16 protein-coding genes are annotated in these 20,210 nt (G+C 59.9%); 8 read left to right on the top strand and 8 right to left on the bottom strand.

Annotation, left to right across the window (positions count from 1 at the left end; translation table 11 throughout):
- Window positions 1-3: 3 nt before the first annotated feature.
- The 4 genes from AB4850_RS26275 to gabT form a co-directional block, all read right to left on the bottom strand.
- Entirely contained in the window at window positions 4-1,620 is a 1,617-nt protein-coding gene (locus AB4850_RS26275; protein WP_414442382.1) for an amidohydrolase family protein, read from the bottom strand.
- A 64-nt stretch (window positions 1,621-1,684) separates the two neighbouring features.
- Window positions 1,685-2,023 carry a tRNA-binding protein gene (locus AB4850_RS26280; protein WP_414442383.1) on the bottom strand — a complete coding sequence of 113 codons (339 nt, stop codon included), beginning with the start codon at window positions 2,021-2,023 and terminating at the stop codon, window positions 1,685-1,687.
- Between the two features lies 1 nt (window position 2,024).
- Window positions 2,025-3,497: an aldehyde dehydrogenase family protein gene (locus AB4850_RS26285; protein WP_414442384.1), complete on the bottom strand. Its 1,473-nt coding sequence runs from the start codon at window positions 3,495-3,497 to the stop codon at window positions 2,025-2,027.
- Between the two features lie 6 nt (window positions 3,498-3,503).
- Window positions 3,504-4,802 (bottom strand): 4-aminobutyrate--2-oxoglutarate transaminase, encoded by a 1,299-nt coding sequence (gene gabT, locus AB4850_RS26290; protein WP_414442385.1) that lies wholly within the window; start codon window positions 4,800-4,802, stop codon window positions 3,504-3,506.
- Between the two features lie 259 nt (window positions 4,803-5,061).
- Between gabT and AB4850_RS26295 the strand changes: the two genes are divergently transcribed.
- The 8 genes from AB4850_RS26295 to tnpC all read left to right on the top strand — a co-directional run bounded on the left by AB4850_RS26295 (window position 5,062) and on the right by tnpC (window position 16,813).
- Window positions 5,062-6,357, top strand: coding sequence for an MFS transporter (locus AB4850_RS26295; RefSeq protein WP_414442386.1), 1,296 nt, complete (start codon window positions 5,062-5,064; stop codon window positions 6,355-6,357).
- A 46-nt stretch (window positions 6,358-6,403) separates the two neighbouring features.
- Complete coding sequence (locus AB4850_RS26300) at window positions 6,404-7,966, top strand: PucR family transcriptional regulator (RefSeq protein ID WP_414442387.1); 1,563 nt, start codon at window positions 6,404-6,406, stop codon at window positions 7,964-7,966.
- Window positions 7,967-8,091: 125 nt separating this feature from the next.
- Window positions 8,092-11,052, top strand: coding sequence for an FAD-binding and (Fe-S)-binding domain-containing protein (locus AB4850_RS26305; protein WP_414442388.1), 2,961 nt, complete (start codon window positions 8,092-8,094; stop codon window positions 11,050-11,052).
- Between the two features lie 177 nt (window positions 11,053-11,229).
- On the top strand, window positions 11,230-12,624 hold the full coding sequence (locus AB4850_RS26310) for an aspartate aminotransferase family protein (RefSeq protein ID WP_414442389.1): 1,395 nt from the start codon (window positions 11,230-11,232) through the stop codon (window positions 12,622-12,624).
- Between the two features lie 71 nt (window positions 12,625-12,695).
- The gene (locus AB4850_RS26315) at window positions 12,696-14,168 is read left to right on the top strand and encodes an NAD-dependent succinate-semialdehyde dehydrogenase (protein WP_414442390.1); all 1,473 of its coding nucleotides are present in this window, start codon (window positions 12,696-12,698) and stop codon (window positions 14,166-14,168) included.
- 255 nt (window positions 14,169-14,423) lie between these two features.
- Window positions 14,424-14,654, top strand: coding sequence for a transposase (locus tag AB4850_RS26320; protein ID WP_414442391.1), 231 nt, complete (start codon window positions 14,424-14,426; stop codon window positions 14,652-14,654).
- A gap of 169 nt (window positions 14,655-14,823) precedes the next feature.
- Entirely contained in the window at window positions 14,824-15,171 is a 348-nt protein-coding gene (gene tnpB, locus AB4850_RS26325; RefSeq protein ID WP_414442392.1) for an IS66 family insertion sequence element accessory protein TnpB, read from the top strand.
- A gap of 52 nt (window positions 15,172-15,223) precedes the next feature.
- Window positions 15,224-16,813, top strand: a complete 1,590-nt coding sequence (tnpC, locus tag AB4850_RS26330; protein WP_414442393.1) for an IS66 family transposase — start codon at window positions 15,224-15,226, stop codon at window positions 16,811-16,813.
- On the opposite strand, the gene AB4850_RS26335 is transcribed toward tnpC, so the two are convergent.
- The 4 genes from AB4850_RS26335 to AB4850_RS26350 all read right to left on the bottom strand — a co-directional run bounded on the left by AB4850_RS26335 (window position 16,775) and on the right by AB4850_RS26350 (window position 20,163).
- On the bottom strand, window positions 16,775-17,362 hold the full coding sequence (locus tag AB4850_RS26335) for a GNAT family N-acetyltransferase (RefSeq protein ID WP_414442394.1): 588 nt from the start codon (window positions 17,360-17,362) through the stop codon (window positions 16,775-16,777). The two genes, tnpC and AB4850_RS26335, sit on opposite strands and share 39 nt — an antisense overlap.
- A gap of 698 nt (window positions 17,363-18,060) precedes the next feature.
- Window positions 18,061-18,555: an Lrp/AsnC family transcriptional regulator gene (locus AB4850_RS26340; RefSeq protein WP_414442395.1), complete on the bottom strand. Its 495-nt coding sequence runs from the start codon at window positions 18,553-18,555 to the stop codon at window positions 18,061-18,063.
- Between the two features lie 44 nt (window positions 18,556-18,599).
- A complete protein-coding gene (locus AB4850_RS26345) occupies window positions 18,600-19,325 on the bottom strand; it encodes a haloacid dehalogenase type II (RefSeq protein ID WP_414442396.1) in 726 nt (241 codons plus the stop codon).
- A 112-nt stretch (window positions 19,326-19,437) separates the two neighbouring features.
- Window positions 19,438-20,163, bottom strand: a complete 726-nt coding sequence (locus tag AB4850_RS26350; RefSeq protein WP_414442397.1) for a haloacid dehalogenase type II — start codon at window positions 20,161-20,163, stop codon at window positions 19,438-19,440.
- Between the last annotated feature and the right edge of the window lie 47 nt (window positions 20,164-20,210).

Raw genomic sequence — 20,210 nt, forward strand, 5'->3', positions numbered from 1 at the left:
CCATCACCCCTGGCTGCCGCTTCGGAACGGCGACTCGTCCGCGCCCCAGGTGCCGCGCACCATTTCTCGCACGTCGTAGAGCAACTCGTCAATGTCGAACGTGACGCCGCCTTTAATCGTCGTCTTGAGCGAGCGTTTCTGTTCCAGTTGCCGGACGTCATCGTTCAAACGCAACGCGCCAGTGCCGTAAAGCAACTTGAAATCGGACAATGGATTTTGTGAGTGCACGAGCATATCGGCGCGCTTGCCGACTTCGAGGATACCCGTTTCGTGCTCAATGCCAAGAAGCTCTGCGCCGTGCAGTGTCGCAGCACGGAGAACCTCCATCGGGAGGAAGCCTGCCTCCTGCAGCAACTCGAGCTCACGCACATAGCCAAAGCCGTAGATTTGAAACATAAAGCCAGAATCGCTACCAGGACAAACGCGACCGCCAAGATTCTTGTAGTCGTTCAGGAATTGCATCCAGATACGGAAGCTCTCTCTCCATTCGATTTCGTTCTTCACCGACCAGCGATAGAAGTAAGCACCATGGCCACCGCGCTGAGGCTGAAAGTATTTCCACGTCGTGCTGTCGGTGTAACTCTCATGCCACTCGGCACGACGCGCGCGCATCAGATCGCGGTTGCTGTCGTACACGTTCATGGTCGGAACGAAAGTGTGGCCAGCTTCTAGGAACGCATGCAGAACCTCGTTCCATTTGTCCGACCCCGGCTTTGCCGCCTGAAGGAAGGTTTGCCCAGCGGTCGAGAAGCGCAGGTACTCGTCGTTGTAGTTGTAGTCGTCGCCGATGCTCTGAAGGGTTCGACCGTCGAAGAGCGCCTCCGGCAAGCCATAGGAGTGCTCGGTACTTACGAGTCCCCAACGGGCAGTCTTCAGGGCGTTCATGCGTCCCACCGAGAGCTGGGCATGATGACAGCATGTGCGCAGGCCAATCTTTTTGCACTCGTCGAGAGCGGCTTCCATGATTGCCGGCGGCGCGCCGAAGAACTTCACGCCTTCCGCACCTTTATCCCGTACCTTTCGCAGCCATTCACGGCCCTCCTCTGGGCTGTATATGGTCTTTAGGTAATCGTTGACGGCGGGAAAATATACGTAGGGGTACAGGTGGGGTGCAGCTATCCGGTTCTCGCGTGCGGCCTGCTTCTGTTCGATGGTCCAGGCGAGGCCGTTCATGCAGCCAGCTTCACGAACCGAAGTCACGCCATGCGCCAGCCAAAGCTTATAAGCGTAGTCGGCCGGCAGCATCTCACCATTTTCGGCATGGAACGGAGTGCCGATATGTGCATGGCTGTCGACGAAGCCTGGAGTGACGAACTTGCCGGCACAGTCGATTTCATGGTCCCCGGCGGCTGGGCGGCGCGCGCTATTGATGGGCAGCCCAGGAACGCCAACTGCAGCAATTTCGACAATCCGGTCTCCTTCGACAACGATGTCGGCTGGTCCCCATGGCGGAGCGCCCGTGCCGTCGATGACAGTTGCACCGCGAAGGACGAGCCGACGGAACGGGCCCGCGCCACGGTTTCTCGAGGTGGCCGGACGCACCTGTCCGAGCCCCTTCTTCGCGAAGCCCGCAACCATTTCTTCGCCAATCTCAATCGATGAATTCTGCTGTTCCGCCATATTTCCTCCAGATGCCGCCTGTGGGGTCACGCGGTAACGATGCCGCGCTCTGCTCCTACGCGCCTCAAAATACCTTCGTTCCAGGAGGAACGAACCGCTCCGGCTTCAGATACACGACTGCACCATTGTCCTGCGGGACACCGAGCATCAGCACTTCGGACTTGAATCCGGCGATGCGCCTCGCACCCAGGTTCACCGCGCAGACGACAGATTGCCCCACCAAATCGTCCGGCTGATAAAGAGCGGTGTACTGAGCACTCGTTCCCAGTACACCGAGTGGACCAAAATCAATCCAGATTTTGTACGCAGGCTTCTTCGCTTCGGCATTTACTTCGATACGCTCCACGCGCCCGACGCGCATATCGACGATATTGAACGCCTCGTATGGGGAAGTCTCGCTCATTTCAAAATCCAGGTTGTTCGTTTGACCGGGTGGTCGGATAGGAACGATGTACTGCTCGCAGATAAGGAGAGTGCCGCATCACGTGCGGCCCCGGGACCCTCGCGTCCATCGAAAGCAAGGAATGCTCACAAGAGACGGCTCCTGACTCGTTAATCAGCACATGAGAAAATCCCAATTCATCGGCATAAGCCATTGCATGGCCAACATCGGCGCACCATATCCACGCCACTCTGCCCCGCGTACCTCTCGAAATGGCTGCGGCAACCTGTTCAGCACTGTAGAAGCGAAACACTGACGCGAGCGGCCCGGGTGGTGCCTCTAAGGTCGAGTCCATCACGATGCTTGTAAAGTCTAGGATAGTTGGTGCAACACGAAGACCGCCGCTTGGACGCCCACCGGTTACGACGCGCGCTCCAGCATCGACGGCATCGTCGATATGCTCGAGCAGCATCGTAAGTGCCGTCCCATCAATGAGCGGGCCGACCTGAGTATCAAGCTGCCGCGGGTCGCCTACAGTCAATGCCGAGACTCGAGCACGGAGCATTCCAATTAAGCGCTCGGCCACGGATTCATGAACATAGAGCCGGTTTGCGCTAGTACAGTCCTGTCCCGCATTCCGCAGGAATATGCACTCGACGATTGCGTCGGCGGCTTTTTTGAGGTCCGCATCAGGGAACACAATCATCGGGCTAAGGCCGCCCATCTCAGTGACCGTGGACTTATGCGCTTCAGCACATCGGGCCGAAAGATACCGCCCGACATCCAAGCTGCCTGTGAAGCAAACCAGGTCAACATTCGATGACTGCAGACACGCTGCAAGTGTTCCGACAGGGTCATCCGTCGTGAGGACCTGCACGGTACCCATCGGTCCGCCGGCTTCCGCCCACAAATCGGCCAGCATCAGAGCTGTGAGCGGCGCGCGCGACGAGGGTTTGATGATGATCTGACAACCTGACGCCAGCGCGAGCGCCGCGCGTCGAGCAACGGTAAAAGTAGGCTGGCACCAGTTAGTGATGGCGAAGACGGTCCCTACGCCTCGAACGGTGCTAACCAGTTGACGCCCGTCGTTCTGCTCTGAGTAGAATGATTTCTCAGCGACCCTGGCAAACTCCGCGCAGCGTTCGATAAACGAGGTGGCTTCGGCGACCTCAGCGCGCGATTCCGCTACAGGTTTCCCCGTCTCGAGCGTTATTGAAGTGGAGATTCGGCCGCTGTGCTGAGCAATGAGTGTGGCCCAGCGGCGCAACAGCATCGCGCGATACTCGGGCATGGCGCATCGCCAAACAGAGGCAGCCAAGGCGGCACCCTCGGCTGCGAGGAGCATCGCTTCGCGACCGCAGAACGCCACCATTGCGACTGGCTGCCCAGTGACAGGACTGGGTACTGGAAAGTATCGTTTCTCCAAATGCATTGCGCCAGCGACTCGAGCTTGCCAGCGATTGATGCTTCCGTTCCCCAGGTCTGCAACTTCCATAGCGACTTAGTTCACCTGCTTTGCAACAGCCACAGCGCGACCAAACATCGTCAGCGCATCGGAAACGTCTTGGTCCGAAGCCGTAAGCGGTGCGAGGAATCGAACGACATTGCGCTCGACTCCACACTTGATGACCAGCAGACCTTCGGCACGAGCCGTATCGAGCACGCGCTGGACCAGCGCGGCTGCCGGCGCCTTCGTCGCACGGTCGGTTACAAACTCGACGGCAACCATCGCGCCCGTCTGGCGAACTTCGCCCATTTCTTTGTGCGTCTCGCGCAAATTTTCGAGGCCGTCACGCAGTTGCTCACCAATCTTGCGGCTACGCGCGAGGAGGTTCTCCTGCTCGAAGATGTCGAGCACGGCGTTCGCTGCCGCGCATGCCAGCGGATTGCCGCCATACGTGCCACCGAGGCCGCCTGGAAGCGGCGCATCGATGATTTCGCCTCGGCCCACGACACCGGACACGGGGAGACCGCCGGCAAGGCTCTTCGCCACGGTGATGAGGTCAGGCTGGATGCCCGAGTGCTGGAAGCCGAACATCTCGCCCGTGCGGCCGAATCCCGTCTGGATTTCGTCCACAATCAGGACGATGCCGAGCTTGGTCGTCAGTTCGCGGAGCGCCTTCATGAACTCAGGCGGCGCGGCAAGGAAGCCACCGTCGCCCTGAACCGGTTCGAGGATGATTGCAGCCACACGGTCTGCTGCAATCTGGGTAGCGAAAATCTGCTGGATGGCAGCCAGCGCGTCGTCCGACGAGATGCCGTGGTATGCGTTCGGATAAGGCGCGTGATACACGTCCGGCGCGAACGGACCGAAGTTCTGCTTGTACGGCGCGCTCATGCCAGTGAGCGACATGCCCATCAGCGTGCGGCCATGGAACCCCCCGCGGAACGCGATGACGCCCGGGCGGTTAGTGTGGCCGCGGGCAATCTTGACGGCGTTCTCGACGGCTTCTGCGCCGGTGGTGAAGAACACCGACTTGTAGCCGGCGTCCGGCGCAACCAGTTCTGCCAGACGCGCAGCGAGACGAATGTAAGGCTCATAGCCTACAACCTGGAAGCACACGTGGGAAAACGACTCGAGTTGCTGCTGTACCGCCGCGACAACGGCCGGGTGGTTGTGGCCGACGTTCAGCACGCCGATACCGCCGACGAAGTCGAGGAACTTGCGACCTTCCGTATCCCAGAGGTACGCGCCGGCGGCGCGGCCGGCAATAATCGGATGCGCCGTCGCGACGCCGCGCGGCACGTAAGTGTCTCGGAGAGCGGCGAGTTCGCGGCTCAGTTGTTGATCGTTGCTCATTGGCCTTCCTCCATTGGGTCGGCCAATAGTAGGAATCCAGAAAATCACACGATACCTACTATAGGTATGATTAACGCCCGCCTTTTTCCTTCTTTTTATCGAATGTGCTACGTTAAGTAGTAACGGTACCCTTCGTTTATCTACTTATCGTGCGTAGTTATGCGATTTCTGGCTGATTCCAATTGTCTGCGAGGCGCAGTGAAAGCGCTGACGCCCCCGGATAACGGGGCGCCATCAATAGCAGGCATTGGGAGTGGAGATGAACACAGTCAACTACACGGGAAGCTTCGCGGCAGAGCGCAGCGCTCGCCGCAGGGCAATCGTCGCAACCATACTCGGGAACGGGTTCGAATGGTTCGATTTCATGGTCTACGGGTTCTTCGCCATCATCATCGGGAAGCTGTTCTTCCCGACCGGGAACGAACTGTCCTCTCTGATGCTTTCGGTCGCCACGTTCGGTGTCGGTTTTCTCGTTCGACCGTTCGGCGGCATCCTGATTGGCATCTATGCCGACCGGGCCGGCCGAAAAGCTGCGCTGTCGCTGACGATTCTCCTGATGTGCGTAGGTACGGCCATCATCGGGCTGGCTCCGACGTATTCGCAAATCGGCATCGCAGCACCCTGCCTGATTGTGTTGGCGCGGCTGCTGCAGGGCTTCTCCGCCGGCGGCGAGATGGGCACGGCAACCGCGTTCCTGACCGAGCACGCCCCCCCGGGCAAGAAGGCTTACTACTCGAGTTGGATTCAGACGAGCATTGGCTTCGCCGTGCTGCTCGGCGCGTGCTTTGGCACGGGTATCACGCTCGGGCTGTCCACTCAGGACGTCGAAAGCTGGGGCTGGCGCATTCCGTTCCTCTCCGGCCTGCTGATTGGCCCGATTGGCTTCTTCATTCGACGCAACCTGGAAGAGACACCGGTCTTCCTCGAGACGACCGACAAATCCAAGACGCCGCTCATGGATGTCTTGCGCGATTACCCGTGGCAGGCGTTCGCCAGCTTCGCGATGGTCGTGCTTTGGACGGTGTGTATCTACGTCATTCTGTTCTACATGCCGACGTTTTCAGTGAAGGTGCTGAAGCTACAGCCGTCGGCATCGTTCATCGCAGCCATGGTCGGCGGTGGCGTCATCACGGTTTGCTCGCCCATCACCGGCTGGTTCTCGGACAAAATCGGCCGCAAGGTGCTGCTGGCGTCCTCGTCCTGCGCGATGCTGCTGCTGGCATGGCCGATGTTCGCAATGATTGTGAACTCGCCGTCGCTCGGCACGCTCTGCATCTTCCAGGCAGTGTTCGGCATTCTCATCGCCATCTACACGGGCCCCATCCTCGCGGCATTGTCCGAGACCTTCCCGACGAAGGTACTGTCGACCGGCCTGTCCGTGGCCTACAACCTCGCCGTCATGACATTCGGCGGCTTTGCCTCACTGATTCTCACATGGCTGATTGCAAAGACCGGCACCGCAATGGCGCCGGCGTTCTACGTGATGTTTGCAGCAGCGTTCAGCTTGCTCGGGGTCATATTCGGGTATCGGCAGCCTGTCACACCGAAGAGTTGAATCTCTCGGCGGCATGGTCGCGCTCGCTTGTGGTCGGGGGGGCGGTATGAAGCTCCAGACCGCAATCCGGGAGACCGTGCTGCGAGAGGCAACAGTGGTGGCCGGCGCGAACAATCTTGAGCGGGATATTACCTGGGTTCACATGGTGGACCATCCCGACATCACAGACTGGGTCAGAGCCGGCGAACTGCTCCTCACGACCGGTTATAACTGGCCTCAGGATGCTGCCGCGTCCCGCGCGCTCGTCCGTGGGCTCGCCGAGCTTAAACTCACGGGCTTAGTGCTTGCTGTACCGCACTTCCGAGACCATTTCCCGCCGGAAGCGATTGCCGAGGCCGACGCTGTTGGCCTCCCGCTCCTCGAACTGCCCTGGGACGTGCAGTTCAGCCAGGTGACGCACGAGATTCTCGCGAAAATCATCAATTTCCAGAGCGAAATCATCGAGCGGTCGGAACAGATTCACCGCGCTCTGACCAACGCCGCCATCTCGGCGACGAACCTCACGGACATCGCGAACGCTCTGAGCGACCTGCTCGGCCAGACAGTCACTTTCTCTGACCCCTCAGGATACGTTCTGGCAAGCTCGAAGAAGACGGGCGAGACCGCGGTTGTTGAGGAGCAACTCGTTACCACGGTCCGCGACGATACGACCCGTCTGGCCGAGGCTGAGCGCCCATCTTTGGTGGCGTTCAAGACCGAAGAGGGTGTCACCCATCGACTTTGCCAGCCGGTACAACTGCAGGGCACTCTGGGCGCGCTGCTCTGGCTCGATGTGGACGTAGAGGCAAACCACGAGCTCGACGCGCGAGCCATCGAACATGCAAGCGTCGTGGCGGCCTTGCATTTGATTCACCAGCGGCAGCTTGCCCAGCAGGAAGACCGTCTCGGGTATGCACTGGTTGCCGGTCTGCTCGATGGAGAGTTCAACCCGACCGCGAGCGCACTGGAAAGAGCACGTGTTTGCGGCTGGAGCGATTCGCGTCAGTATCGCGTTTGCCTCGTGCTGCTCGATGAACCTATCCCGCTGACCACAGAAGGACTGTCGCGCCGCGAACGTTGGACCGAATCGCTGAAGCGCCAGCTCCGCGCTCGCGGCATGCCCGAGCTGCTGGCTATTTGGCTCAACCAAATCAAGTTCATCGTGCCGGCCGACGCCTCGCTCGACGCGCTCTGGGAGTCGATTTCTGACCGGCATGCGGCGATGGCCATCAGTCGCATACATGTTGGGGTCAAGGGTATGGCCACCGCAGCGAAAGACGTTGACGCGCTCGTCTCGTCATTGCGCCCAGGCCGCGTCCATCATTTCGACGAAATCCTGTTTCCTCGTGCCCTCATGGGTGACCCGGACGCGCGCGAGATGCTGCTTCAAAGGCTCATCAGGCCACTGACGGAAAAACGCAAAAGTGACTCGCTGCTCGAAACCTTGGCGAGCCTTACGGACGAAGGCTTCCAGCTTGCGAACACCGCCAAGGCGCTGGGTATCCACATCAGCACATTGCGCTATCGGCTTGAACGAATCGAGGACGTGCTAAGCGTAAAACTGGAGGAGCCGCGCGTGCGATTCCAGCTTCAGGTCGCCATGGCACTCCATCGACTCAGCGAAGAATAGGCCAATTTTTCCTATTTTTCCTACGGAGACGGGGACGTGATTCGCCGCTTTAATAGGAAGCATCAGCACGTGCGCTTGCACGTCGCATCGAATACCTAGCAAAGCGTCCTCGACGTCTCATTGAAATGACTGAAGCAACATCCGCGCGTCGTCACGACCTGAATGTACTTCTCGCTTTGCAGCGCGAGATTCAGAACACAACCAGCGCCGAAGTTCGCTTCGACGCTGGCACCCGCGCGGCCTACGCGTCGGAAGCATCGAACTATCGGCAGGTCCCGATTGGCATTGTGGTTCCGCGTACGATCGAAGATGTGGTCAAGACGATGGCGGCCTGTCACAACGCCAAGCTTCCGGTCCTCACCCGCGGTGCCGGCACATCGATGTGCGGCCAGTCAGTCAACGCGGCCGTCATCATCGACACATCGAAGCACCTGACCGACATCGAGGAAATCCACGTCGCGAGGCGGTACGCCACCGTGCTGCCTGGTGTCATCTGCGACCAACTCAAGGACGCGGCCGCGCTGAAGGGCCTGACGTTCGGACCGGACCCCGCCACGCACAGCCGATGCACGATCGGCGGTATGGTCGGCAACAACTCGTGCGGCGCCCACTCGGTGATGGCTGGCAAGACAGCCGAGAACATCGAAGCACTCGAGGTTCTGACCTACGATGGCGCGCGCTTCTGGGTGGGCCCTACAGACGAGCGGGCGTTCGACGAGCACGTGGCTGCTGGTGGCCGTCGTGCCGAAATTGTCCTGCGCCTGCGCGAGTTCGTCGGCAAGTATGAAGACGTGATTCGCGAAGGCTTCCCCAAGCTCAAGCGGCGCGTGTCGGGCTACAGCCTGGACCAGTTGCTGCCAGAGAACGGCTTCAATATCGCACGAGCATTGGTCGGATCCGAGGGGACTTGCGTGTCCGTGCTGCGCGCGAAGACGACGCTGGTCACCAACCCGACGCATCGTGTTTTGGTGGTGTTCGGCTTCCCGACGATTTACGACGCTGCCGATTGCGTGCCCCAGTTGCTTCCGCTCAACCCCATTGCGATGGAAGGCCTGGACACCGGCATCGTCGGCGGGCTCAAGGAACGTGGCCTGGCGCTCGCGGATATCGCCGAGCTTCCGCCGGGCGAAGCGTGGCTGATGGTGGAGTTCGGCACAACCGACGCGGCAAGTTCCGCCGCATTGGCGAACCGTGCGGCGGAACTTGCTCCCTCTTTGCCGGGCAAGCCGGCTGCAAAAGTTGTCTTCGAAGCATCGCTGATGAAGCGGCTGTGGTCTGTCCGTGAGACGGGCGCTTCGGCCACGTCCATCGGTGACGATCCATCGAAGCCGGACCCGGTCGTTGGATGGGAGGACGCCGCAGTCGAGCCGCGGCATCTGGGCGCTTATCTGCGTGAATTCTCGGCGCTGGTCGCGAAGTATGGCTACAAGACGAACATGTACGGCCACTTCGGCGATGGCTGCATCCACTCGCGCATCACCTTCGACCTTCGCGATCCGCAGGGTGTGCATACATGGCGCGAATTCCTGGTCGAGGCCGCCAACCTGGTCGTGAAGTACGAAGGTTCGCTCTCCGGCGAGCACGGTGATGGTCAAGCCAAGGGCGAACTGCTCTCGTTGATGTACTCGCCCGGCCTGATGCAGGCGTTCCGTGAGTTCAAGGCCATCTGGGACCCCACGGGCCGCATGAATCCCGGCAAGCTGATTGATGCAATGCCCGTCGACGAGAACCTGCGGCTCGGCCCGACCTATCGCCGCGTGGACGTCACCAGCCCGTTCTCATTTGGCTCCTCGGTTAAACCGGAAACCTTTGCACGTGCTACTGAGCGCTGCATTGGAATGGGCAAGTGCCGTTCCCTCAATGGCGGCACGATGTGCCCGAGCTATCGCGCGACGCGAGAAGAAAAATACTCGACGCGCGGCCGTGCCCGTCTGTTGTTCGAACTGCTCAAGGGAGAAGTCATCAAGGACGGTTGGCAGAACGAGGATGTCAAAGAGTCGCTCGACCATTGCCTGGCGTGCAAGGGATGCCGCAGCGACTGTCCAACACACGTGGACATCGCGAAGTACAAGAGCCACTTCCTGTACGAGTATTTCAAGAACAAGCGTCGCCCTGTCATGGACGCGATGATTGCGCGCATCGGTGCCTGGTTGCCCGTCGCGACGCACCTCAGCGGCATCACGAACATGCTGATGCGCAACCCGGCATTCCGCCGGATTGGAGCGCAATTCGGGCTGGCCGCCGATGTTCGTTTTCCGGCCATCGCTGGCGTGAGCTTCCGGAACAGCAGCAGCGCCAAGCGCCTGATGTCGACTCAGGCTACTCCTGCGCAGGTACGAGGCACGGTGCTGCTCTGGACAGACACATTCAACAACGGCTTCTCGCCCGACGTGATGGAAGCCGCAGTGCGAGTGCTGGAGCGCAACGGCTTTCACGTCCAGCTTCTGAACAAGCACGTTTGTTGCGGCCGACCGATGTATGACGCAGGGATGCTCGACCAGGCGCGCGCGAATCTGCGCACCATCATGACGGAGATGGAAGACGTCATCGCGATGAAGACGCCGATTGTCGTGCTGGAGCCCAGCTGTCTCTCAGTGTTCCGCGATGAACTCGGCGCGCTGTTCCCGAACGACGGCCGCGCGAAAGCCCTCGCTACCTCTGTCAAAACGCTGGCTGAATTGTTCCGTCAGCACGACATTCCGCTTCCGAAATCAGATGCCGAAGTGCACATCCACGGGCACTGCCACCAAAAATCGTGCGGCGGCATGGGCGCCGAGACCCAGTTGCTGAAGCAAGCCGCCCGCGATGGCAGCGTACTGTCGACTGGATGCTGCGGAATGGCTGGCGCATTCGGCTATCACGCGAAGACGGCCGACATTGCGAAGCGGGTTGCAACTAGCGAACTGGTTCCGGCAATCAATCGCCTGAATGGCGACGCGGTGGTGGTTAGCGATGGCTTCAGCTGCCGTTCGCAGATTCGAAACACCACGGGCCGAACTGCAATCCATCTCGCGCAATGGCTCGACTCGGCTGTGACGCTTCCGTCACAGTCGACGTCGGCGCAGGCCCAAGAAGAGGCGTCGTAACGACCCACAAAGGCGAGCAGGCAAGGCCGCGTACCGTTGGCAGCAAGTGACTGCGCGCCGGCTTCGAGTTGCTCAATTTATCGAAAGAATCTGCTGCTGATGGTCTGTACTTCGTTACTCCATGCTTGAGTACAGACCTACCATCACTGGTATCAAACCAACTTTTTGAGAACCGTCATGTCCACCAGTAACCTCATCGAATCAGACCGAAAGCATCTCATTCATCCCGTGGTGAACTACCGTGCCCATGAAGCGCGGGGCGCAACTATCCTCGAGTCCGGCCACGGTTCGTGGTTGCGTGATGCCGACGGCAATGAAGTTCTGGATGCGTTCGCAGGACTCTGGTGCGTGAACACGGGTTATGGCCAGGAAAGCATCGTGCGCGCTGCGACCGAGCAGATGACTCGCCTGCCTTACGCGACTGGCTACTTCCACTTCTCGTCCGAGCCTGCCATCCAGCTCGCGGAGCGCCTTGTTGAACTGGCGCCGGCGGCACTGCAGCACGTCTACTTCTCGCTGGGTGGCTCGGATGCGGTCGACTCTGCGGTCCGCTTCATCACGCACTACTTCAACGCGATTGGCCGCGCGACGAAGAAGCACATCATCGCGCTCGAGCGTGGCTATCATGGCTCGTCATCGACCGGAGCGGGCCTGACGGCGATTGCGAGCTTCCATCGCAACTTCGACTTGCCCCTGCGCAGTCAGCATCACATCCCGTCGCCGTATCCTTATCGCAGCGCAACCCCGAACGATGACGCTGCAATCATCGCTGCATCGGTCGCCGCGCTCGAGGCAAAGGTCGCGGAAGTCGGCGCGGAGAACGTCGCGGCGTTCTTCTGCGAGCCCATCCAGGGTTCGGGCGGCGTGATTGTTCCGCCCAAAGGCTGGCTCAAGGCAATGCGCGAAGCTTGTCGGCGTCTGGACATCCTGTTCGTCGCTGACGAAGTCATCACGGCGTTCGGCCGCACGGGCCCGATGTTCGCCTGCGAGGCTGAACAGGTCGAGCCGGACCTCATGACGGTGGCAAAAGGCTTGACGGCCGGCTACGCCCCGATGGGCGCTGTGCTGATGTCCGACCAGATTTATCAAGGCCTGGCCGACAGCGGCTCGCGCGGTGACCCGATTGGGCACGGCCAGACCTACTCGGCACACCCGGTCAGCGCAGCCATCGGCCTCGAAGTGCTGCGCCTCTACACGGAAGGTGGTCTGCTCGAGAACGGCGTCAAGCAAGGCGTTCACTTCGCAAATGGTCTCGACAGCCTCCTGGACCACCCCCTCGTTGGCAATTCGCGCCATCGTGGCCTGCTAGGCGCCGTCGAGCTGGTGGCTGACAAGCAAAACCGCACTCGTTTCGACCCGGCGCTCAACCTGTCGAGCCGCATCGCGGAAGCCGCGTACAAGAACAAAATCATCTTCCGCGCGTTCGGCGACAACATCCTCGGCTTCGCACCGGCCCTCTGCTTCACCGAGGAGGAAATCGGGCTGCTCGTCCAGCGCGTGCGCAAAACGCTTGACGACGTACTGGCCGACGCCGATGTGCGTGCAGCCCTGCGCCAGCCGGCGACCGTTTAAGTAGCGGAATCAAAACGACCCCGCCGGAAAACACGATGTTGCCGGCGGCAAGTGAAATCACGGAGGAAACAATGTCACTGAATCTCAAGCGCCCGGAACTGCTGCGCACCAAAAACCTGATTGGCGGAAAATGGGTCGACTCGAATGTCGAAGCACGCTACCCGGTTGTCAATCCCGCGACTGGCGAAACCATCGCGTCGGTCGTCAACAGCAACGCCGACGATGCGCGACGCGCGACCGATGCTGCTGCGGCGGCGCTCCCGGCATGGCGCAATACGCTGCCCCGCGAGCGGGCGGAAATCCTCCGCCGCTGGTACACACTCATCGTTGAGAATACCGAAGACCTCGCGACGCTCATGTCGACGGAACAAGGCAAGCCGATGGTGGAAAGCCGTGGCGAAGTGGCGTACGGCGCCTCGTACGTTGCGTGGTTCGCTGACGAGGCAACCAGGATTTACGGCGACATCATCCCGCAGCAGCAACGCGGCAAGCGCATGAGCGTGGTAAAGGAGCCCATCGGTGTGGTGGCTGCCATCACGCCGTGGAACTTTCCGCTGGCGATGATTGCTCGCAAAATCGCACCAGCGCTCGCAGCTGGCTGCACGGTCATCGGCAAGCCCGCCGAAGATACGCCGCTGACCGCGCTCGCGCTCGCTTCGCTGGCACAGGAAGCTGGTGTGCCGGATGGCGTCCTCAACATGATTAGCGCAGACCGCAACGAAGGCATCCAGGCGGTTGCCGACTGGCTCGCCGACGACCGCGTCCGGAAAATCACGTTCACCGGCTCGACCGCGGTGGGTAAGCATCTCGCCCGGGAATCCGCAGGCACGCTCAAGAAACTCTCGCTCGAACTCGGCGGAAACGCTCCCTTCATCGTGTTCGACGATGCGGACCTCAACGCTGCCGTCACCGGCGTCATGGCTGCCAAGTTTCGGAACGGTGGCCAAACTTGCGTGTGTCCGAACCGCATTTACGTTCAGGCGGGTGTCTACGACCAGTTCGCTGAACTGCTGGCGCAGCGTGTGGGCGCTCTGAAGGTTGCACCGGCATCTGATCGGGCCGCCCAAATTGGACCGATGATTAATCAGAAGGCCATCGACAAGATTGCGCGTCACGTCGACGACGCGGTCTCGCACGGCGCGACGGTGAAAGTCGGCGGCAAACGCCTCGAAGAGCTCGGCCCGAACTACTACGCTCCGACGGTCATCACGAACGCGAACGACCAGATGCTGGTTTGCCGTGAAGAGACGTTTGGGCCGGTTGCGCCCCTCTTCAAGTTCGAAACGGAAGAAGAAGCAGTACGGCTCTCGAACGACACGCCGTTCGGCCTAGCTGCCTACTTCTACACCACGGATATTCGTCGAATCGACCGCGTCGCGCGCCAGCTTGAAGCTGGGGTCATCGGTATCAACGAAGGCGCGGTTGCTAGCGAAGCCGCGCCGTTCGGTGGTGTGAAGGAGTCGGGCTATGGTCGGGAGGGCTCCAAGTACGGTCTCGATGATTTCCTCTCGGTCAAGTACATGTGCCAAGGTGGTTTGGACTGATAGTCCAGTTGTATCGTCTCTCCCGCCTCCCGGTGGGGGGGCACCGGCTGAATCAGCCCGGGCCTCAGGCCCGCAGTCGCCGGCCTGAACCAGGTGTATCTACCCTCTGCCGCGCCAACCGAGCGCGACAAGCGACGCGACAGCTGTCTGTCGCAAGGTAAGCATCTGATCTGTACCGTTCCCCGACTTGCGTAGAAGATGCAATCATCGGCTGCGACGGACATGAGTGACCGACTCTGTCCACAAATAGCGAGAATGGACACAGTGACTCAGACAGTCGAGTTACCCGCAAGGCGCCAGAACCGACGGCATCCGTTGGAATGGAAGCGATTAGTCGTCGAGCAGACATTTGAACCCGGTGCTTCTGTCGCCCGGGTCGCCCGCGACAACCATGTCAACGCCAATCAGGTGTGGGCCTGGCGCAAACTGTACACTCAAGGTCTGTTGAAGATGTGCAGACGCAGACCATGTTGCCTGTCGTTGTAGATGGTCAGTCCGATCGATCCGCGATCCATGCGCTGGCGGCGACGGAAGCGCCGACACCTCCGGTGACGACAACCGGCAGCATTCAGCTTCAGCGTGGCGACACTTCGGTCCGGATAGAAGGTGCGCCCGATGCGACGATATTGCGGCTGGTCCTTGAGCGGATTCTCCGATGATCGGTATGCCTGCCAACACGCGGATCTGGATCGCTGCCGGCGTCACCGACATGCGCTCCGGCTTCAATTCGCTCGCAGCAAAGGTACAGACGGTGCTTGAGAAGGATCCGTTCGGAGGCCATGTTTTTATCTTCAGGGGCCGCCGTGGTGATCTGCTGAAGGCGCTGTACTGGAGCGATGGCGGCCTATGTTTATTTGCGAAGCGTCTTGAGAAAGGACGTTTTGCATGGCCCCGAGCCGACGCCGGCGTCGTGGCGTTGACCACAGCTCAACTCTCGCTCCTGCTCGAAGGGTTTGACTGGCGACAACCAGTCGAAGCGGCACGCCCGCACAGTGCTTTGTAAACGTCTGTTACCGCGTGCCTTTGCGTGCGCCAGATAGTCGTAAACTATCGCGATGGATCTGACCGATTCTGGCCTGCCCGACGACATTGATGCGCTCAAGGCGCTGGTGCGCGCGCATGCGGCATCAGCTCATGCAAACGCGCAGCGGGTCGTCGAGTTGGAGGACCAACTCAGCTCCCGCATAATCGAGATCGAACATCTGAAGCTGACGATTGCGAAGCTGCGCCGCATGCAGTTCGGTCGCAAGTCTGAGAAGGTGGAGCGTCAGATAGAGCAGCTCGAACTGCGGCTTGAGGACCTGCAGGCCGACGAAGGTGCGACTGCACAGGCTGACTCAAAGAAGGCGCAACAACGCCGCGAGAGCGCCTGTCGCAAACCGCTGCCCGATCACCTCGAACGCGAAGAGCGTGTGCATCGACCCATTGAGGAAGACTGCCCGGAATGCGGTGGCGCGCTCAAACCGCTGGGCGAAGACGTTTCCGAACAGCTTGAATACGTGCGCGCGCACTTCCACGTCATACGTCATCGCCGTCCCAAATTCGCCTGTTCGTGCTGCGACTGTATCGTGCAGGCCGCAGCGCCGAGTCGGCCGATCGATCGTGGCCTGCCGGGTCCGGCTTTGCTCGCCCACATCACGACATCGAAGTTCGCGTACCACATCCCGTTCTATCGCCAGTCCGTCATGTACGCGCGCGACGGCGTTGAGATCGACGCGGGCACCATGGGCCACTGGCTGGGCAGTCTGACATGGCTACTCAGCCCTCTGGTCGACGCGGTGCGCCGCCACGCGCTTGGTGGCAGCAAGGTTCACGCCGACGACACCCCGCTGCCGGTGCTCGCGCCAGGCAATGGCAGGACGAAGACCGGTCGGCTCTGGGTGTATGTGCGCGATGACCGGCCCAGTGGTTCGGACGAAGCGCCGGCCGTCTGGTTTGCCTATACACCGGATCGTCGCGGCGAACATCCACAGCGTCACCTTGCCAACTTCACGGGCGTACTGCAGGCAGACGCCTTCGCCGGTTATGCGGATCTGTATCTGGGCGGTCAAATTCACGAAGCAGCGTGCATGGCGCATGCACGTCGAAAGCTACATGATCTACACGCTGTTCGGGCATCGCCGATCACCAGCGAGGCACTCGAGCGCATCGGCGCCCTCTATCGCATCGAAGAGCACATTCGTGGCAAGCCGCCTGAAGAACGACGGCGCGTTCGCCAGGAGAAGGCTGTGCCGCTGCTTGATGACATGAAGCGGTGGTTCGAGGCGACACTTCTCACTCTCTCCGCGAAATCAGACACCACCAAAGCGATCCAGTATTCGTTGAATCGCTGGCCTGCGCTGGTCTATTACTGCAGTGATGGTCAGGCCGAGATTGACAATCTGATTGCCGAGCGCGCATTGCGCGGCGTGGCAATCGGAAGACGGAATTTTTTATTTGCCGGTGCGGATTCAGGCGGAGAACGTGCAGCCGCGATGTACAGCCTGATCGGATCTGCCCGCATGAACGGCGTTGATCCCGAAGCCTACCTGCATTACGTCATCGAACGCATCGCCGACCACCCAGTGAATCGCATCGATGAACTATTACCCTGGAACGTTGCTCCGTTAATGTCCGATACGGCACGCATCATGCCGATCAGTTAACGGAAGGTCCCTGTCACCGTTGCACGCCGACTGCAACTCGTCTCGCGTGATAGCGTAACGCCTGCACGGCACGCCGTTGTGCACGCCATCTCCACGATGCGTCATGCCCAACTTCGATGCCACACGTATCGATGCGCTGTTCTCCGGATGAATGTCGGCCACGATCTCCCGCAGCCCAAGCGTGCGAAGGGCGTAGATTGCCACTGGACGTGCCGCCTCCGTCGCATAACCGTGCCCCCACGCTTCCCTGTTCAAACGCCAGCCGACTTCTATCTCGGGTCCGACGGCATCGTAGGGTATGAGCAGCACCCAGCCGAAAAAGCGCTCAGGAATCTGCTTTGAGAAAATAGACCAGTAACCCAACCCCTCGCCGAAGCTCGCTTCAATGCGACTCTTAAGAAAGCGTTGGTGTTCCAGAAGATCGTCCCAGGGCCCAGCGACAAACTGAACCACCTCAGGATCCCGATCCATAGCAAGACAGGCATCAAAATCCCGTATCGTTCGGGGCCGAAGTTCCAGACGGTCGGTATGAAATGTCGGAAGCGGCATGGCTCGCATCAGCAATCGGCAACAGGGAGAACAAGCTTAACATTCTCGGCGCAGCGCATGATTCCGGCGGCGCCAGTCCGTCAAGACGGCGTTCCCTGAATGCTTACGTCGCAAGCGAGCCACCAGATTCCTGAAAGTCGAGACGAGCGTCTCATCGTGATGCCCTGCCGCGCTGTCGGCGCGCTGCATGGTCTCGGCGTTGGAGCGCCAGAAGGGCCATTCGGGCGGGGGCATGTCGAACTCCTCGTTGTGGTGACAGCCCGAGTGTCGCCATCCAAATTTCGCCGGCCTACCTACGAGATGTAGGAATGTCTCTGCTTCGTTCCAAACGCTGGGTGGAAGTCGTGGCCTTCAAGATTCCTGCTTCGAGGCCTGAGTGAGCTGGCGCCCGGCGCACCATTCGCGAAACGCGGTCGCGCAACAGAAGTTGAGGTGGTATCCGAGGGCAGTAACGGCACGGTGACCGAGCAGGAGGCCATTGGCCCCTGCTGTCCTGAGGTCGAATTTGTCATCGATTTCACCGAGCGCTTTCAGACGACGCAGTGTGCTGGTCAGCTGCTGCTGAGATGCTCCAAACAAATGCGCGACTTGCTGTTGTCGGACCCAAACAGCTTTTCCATCAAGGTGCGCCAATATGCTCCGACCACTTCTGCCGCATGTGTATTGGACGCAATCGTGGTGGTTCATTTTGCATCTCTCTATTCGTCGTCCGTCAGGAGCTTGTCCAACGGCAACACATGCTTCACGAGGGGAGACCGAATGACGATGTAGCTGAAGTATTTCTCGATGCCGATATTCCGGTCGACAAGATTCTCGATGACTTCCTGGTAATGACCAATGTTCTTCACCAGGAATTTCAGGAGGTAGTCGTATCCACCGCTGACGAGGTGGCACTCCATGAGCTCATCGCATTCCCGGAGATTGCCTTCGAATCGCACGAAGTCGTCCCTGCGGTGGTCGTTCAGCAGTATCTCGGTGAACACGGTAACGGAACTGGTGAGCTTTGCCAGACCGATGTGAGCGCCATATCCCGATATGACACCCGAGGCTTCCAGTCGCTTGACTCTCTGCAGGCAGGGGCTTGCTGAAAGGCCCACCGCGCTCGCGAGACTGGCGTTCGTCATGTTCCCGTTCCTCTGCAGCTCGCAGAGGATTTTGAGGTCAATTCGGTCGAGTTTCGATGAGTTGCGCATATCGTGCCGGTCTTCTGCCCTGAATCGCGCCTACGGGTTTTCGCCTAATTTCGTGCGAGCTCTTCGTGGTGAGCCTTAACCAACTGCGCCATGCTAGTGAAACGATAGTCGACCACGGGCTCAATCGAACTACGCATTGTTGCACCGAAACCCCGCTGCTCAAAGCGGCGGTGAATCCAGCATGACGGGATGCCAAGTTCGCCGGCCGGCGCCAGGTCGTGGAAGATGCTGTCCGCGACGTGCAAGCTCTCGCCCTTCTGAATGCCCATCGAGGACAGCGCATCGAACATGCACTCGAAGTTGCGCGCCGACGGCTTGTACGAGCCCACATCCTCTGCAGTCACGACTGCGTCGAATTCAACAGCGAGCTTCGCCTTGCTTGCTCGAAAGCTCTCGTTATCGACGTTCGAGACGATGACCAGTTTGAAATACTTCGCGAGGTACTGAAGAGTGCTTGCGGAATCGGGGAACGCCGGCCAGTTTTTCACCGACTCGCCGTATGCCTGTGCATCGTCCAATTCGTAGGGCGAGGACCACTCTTCTGCCAGTCGCTTGTAGACGATGGCGAGCAGCTGGTTATACGGCAGCTTAGGCGTCAACTGCTGCTGGTCTGACTCGTGACGAGCGTGTGCCTCGAGCACCTGGTCTCGCGAGAGCTGGTGACTCGCCTTCGATGCCAGCCTTGACAGCCCATCGGCAATCCCCGATTCCCAATCAATCAGCGTGCCGTAGCAGTCGAACGTCAGTGCCTTGAAATCAGTCAACCGCACATTGCTCTCCTCGTTTCAGATGCATTAGCTTGGAGTGTACCGATTCCGTGTTGGCGGTCGGTCGCCTGATGGGTTACATCGAGGCCGGCCACCAACACGTGTGGAATCGAGATTACTTCTGCGCCAGCGCTTCCTGGTGTGCCTTCGCGAACTCGCCCATGTTGTTGAAGCGGAAGTTGATGTTCGGTTGCATGCCAGGGTTCATCGTCGCGCCGAAGCCTTCCTGAGCGTGGCGGCGGTAAATCCAGTTCGATGCCAGGCCGAATTCGTTGGCGGGCTTGTGGTCGTGGAACAGGCTTTCTGCCGTGTGCAGAATCTTGTCCTTGCTGATGCCACGCTCGCCCAGCTTATCGAGCATGTAGTCGAAATTGCGCGGCGACGGCTTGTACGAACCGACGTCTTCGGCTGTGAAGATGGCGTCGAATTCTACCTTCAGGCGCGCATTGCTGTACGTGAAGGTTTCGTTGTCGACGTTCGACAGGATGACAAGCTTGTAGTGCTTCTTCAAGTATTGCAGCGCCTCGACGGTGTCGGGGAACGCAGGCCAGTCACGGACCGATTGACCGTACGCCACACACTCTTCGTGCGTGAACGGGACGCCCCATTCTTCGGCCAGGCGCTTGTAGACGATGGGCAGCAGGTCTTGGTAGCGCTTGCTCGGGGTGTACTTCTGTTGCGACGACTCGTGGCGAGCATGCGCTTCGAGCACCTGGTCGCGCGTCAGCGCCGGTTTGACTCGCTCAATCAGCGTCTTCAGGCCGGTGAAGATTCCGGATTCCCAGTCGATAAGCGTACCGTAGCAGTCGAACGTCAGCGTGTTGAAGTCAGTCAGTTTCATGGGTGTCACTCCTGTCTCGTTGTTTGAAGATGGAGATGACAGTGTAG

The organism is Burkholderia sp. 22PA0106 (assembly GCF_047497155.1).
Lineage (GTDB): Bacteria > Pseudomonadota > Gammaproteobacteria > Burkholderiales > Burkholderiaceae > Burkholderia.

Bases quoted from the DNA above. Each gene is read 5' to 3' on its own strand.
- AB4850_RS26315 (WP_414442390.1), top strand. From the start codon at position 12,696: ATGTCACTGAATCTCAAGCGCCCGGAACTGCTGCGCACCAAAAACCTG.
- tnpB (WP_414442392.1), top strand. From the start codon at position 14,824: ATGATCGGTATGCCTGCCAACACGCGGATCTGGATCGCTGCCGGCGTC.
- AB4850_RS26320 (WP_414442391.1), top strand. From the start codon at position 14,424: ATGGACACAGTGACTCAGACAGTCGAGTTACCCGCAAGGCGCCAGAAC.
- AB4850_RS26340 (WP_414442395.1), bottom strand. From the start codon at position 18,555: ATGCGCAACTCATCGAAACTCGACCGAATTGACCTCAAAATCCTCTGC.
- AB4850_RS26335 (WP_414442394.1), bottom strand. From the start codon at position 17,362: ATGCCGCTTCCGACATTTCATACCGACCGTCTGGAACTTCGGCCCCGA.
- AB4850_RS26280 (WP_414442383.1), bottom strand. From the start codon at position 2,023: ATGAGCGAGACTTCCCCATACGAGGCGTTCAATATCGTCGATATGCGC.
- tnpC (WP_414442393.1), top strand. From the start codon at position 15,224: ATGGATCTGACCGATTCTGGCCTGCCCGACGACATTGATGCGCTCAAG.
- AB4850_RS26300 (WP_414442387.1), top strand. From the start codon at position 6,404: ATGAAGCTCCAGACCGCAATCCGGGAGACCGTGCTGCGAGAGGCAACA.
- AB4850_RS26310 (WP_414442389.1), top strand. From the start codon at position 11,230: ATGTCCACCAGTAACCTCATCGAATCAGACCGAAAGCATCTCATTCAT.
- gabT (WP_414442385.1), bottom strand. From the start codon at position 4,802: ATGAGCAACGATCAACAACTGAGCCGCGAACTCGCCGCTCTCCGAGAC.
- AB4850_RS26295 (WP_414442386.1), top strand. From the start codon at position 5,062: ATGAACACAGTCAACTACACGGGAAGCTTCGCGGCAGAGCGCAGCGCT.
- AB4850_RS26305 (WP_414442388.1), top strand. From the start codon at position 8,092: ATGACTGAAGCAACATCCGCGCGTCGTCACGACCTGAATGTACTTCTC.
- AB4850_RS26350 (WP_414442397.1), bottom strand. From the start codon at position 20,163: ATGAAACTGACTGACTTCAACACGCTGACGTTCGACTGCTACGGTACG.
- AB4850_RS26275 (WP_414442382.1), bottom strand. From the start codon at position 1,620: ATGGCGGAACAGCAGAATTCATCGATTGAGATTGGCGAAGAAATGGTT.
- AB4850_RS26285 (WP_414442384.1), bottom strand. From the start codon at position 3,497: ATGGAAGTTGCAGACCTGGGGAACGGAAGCATCAATCGCTGGCAAGCT.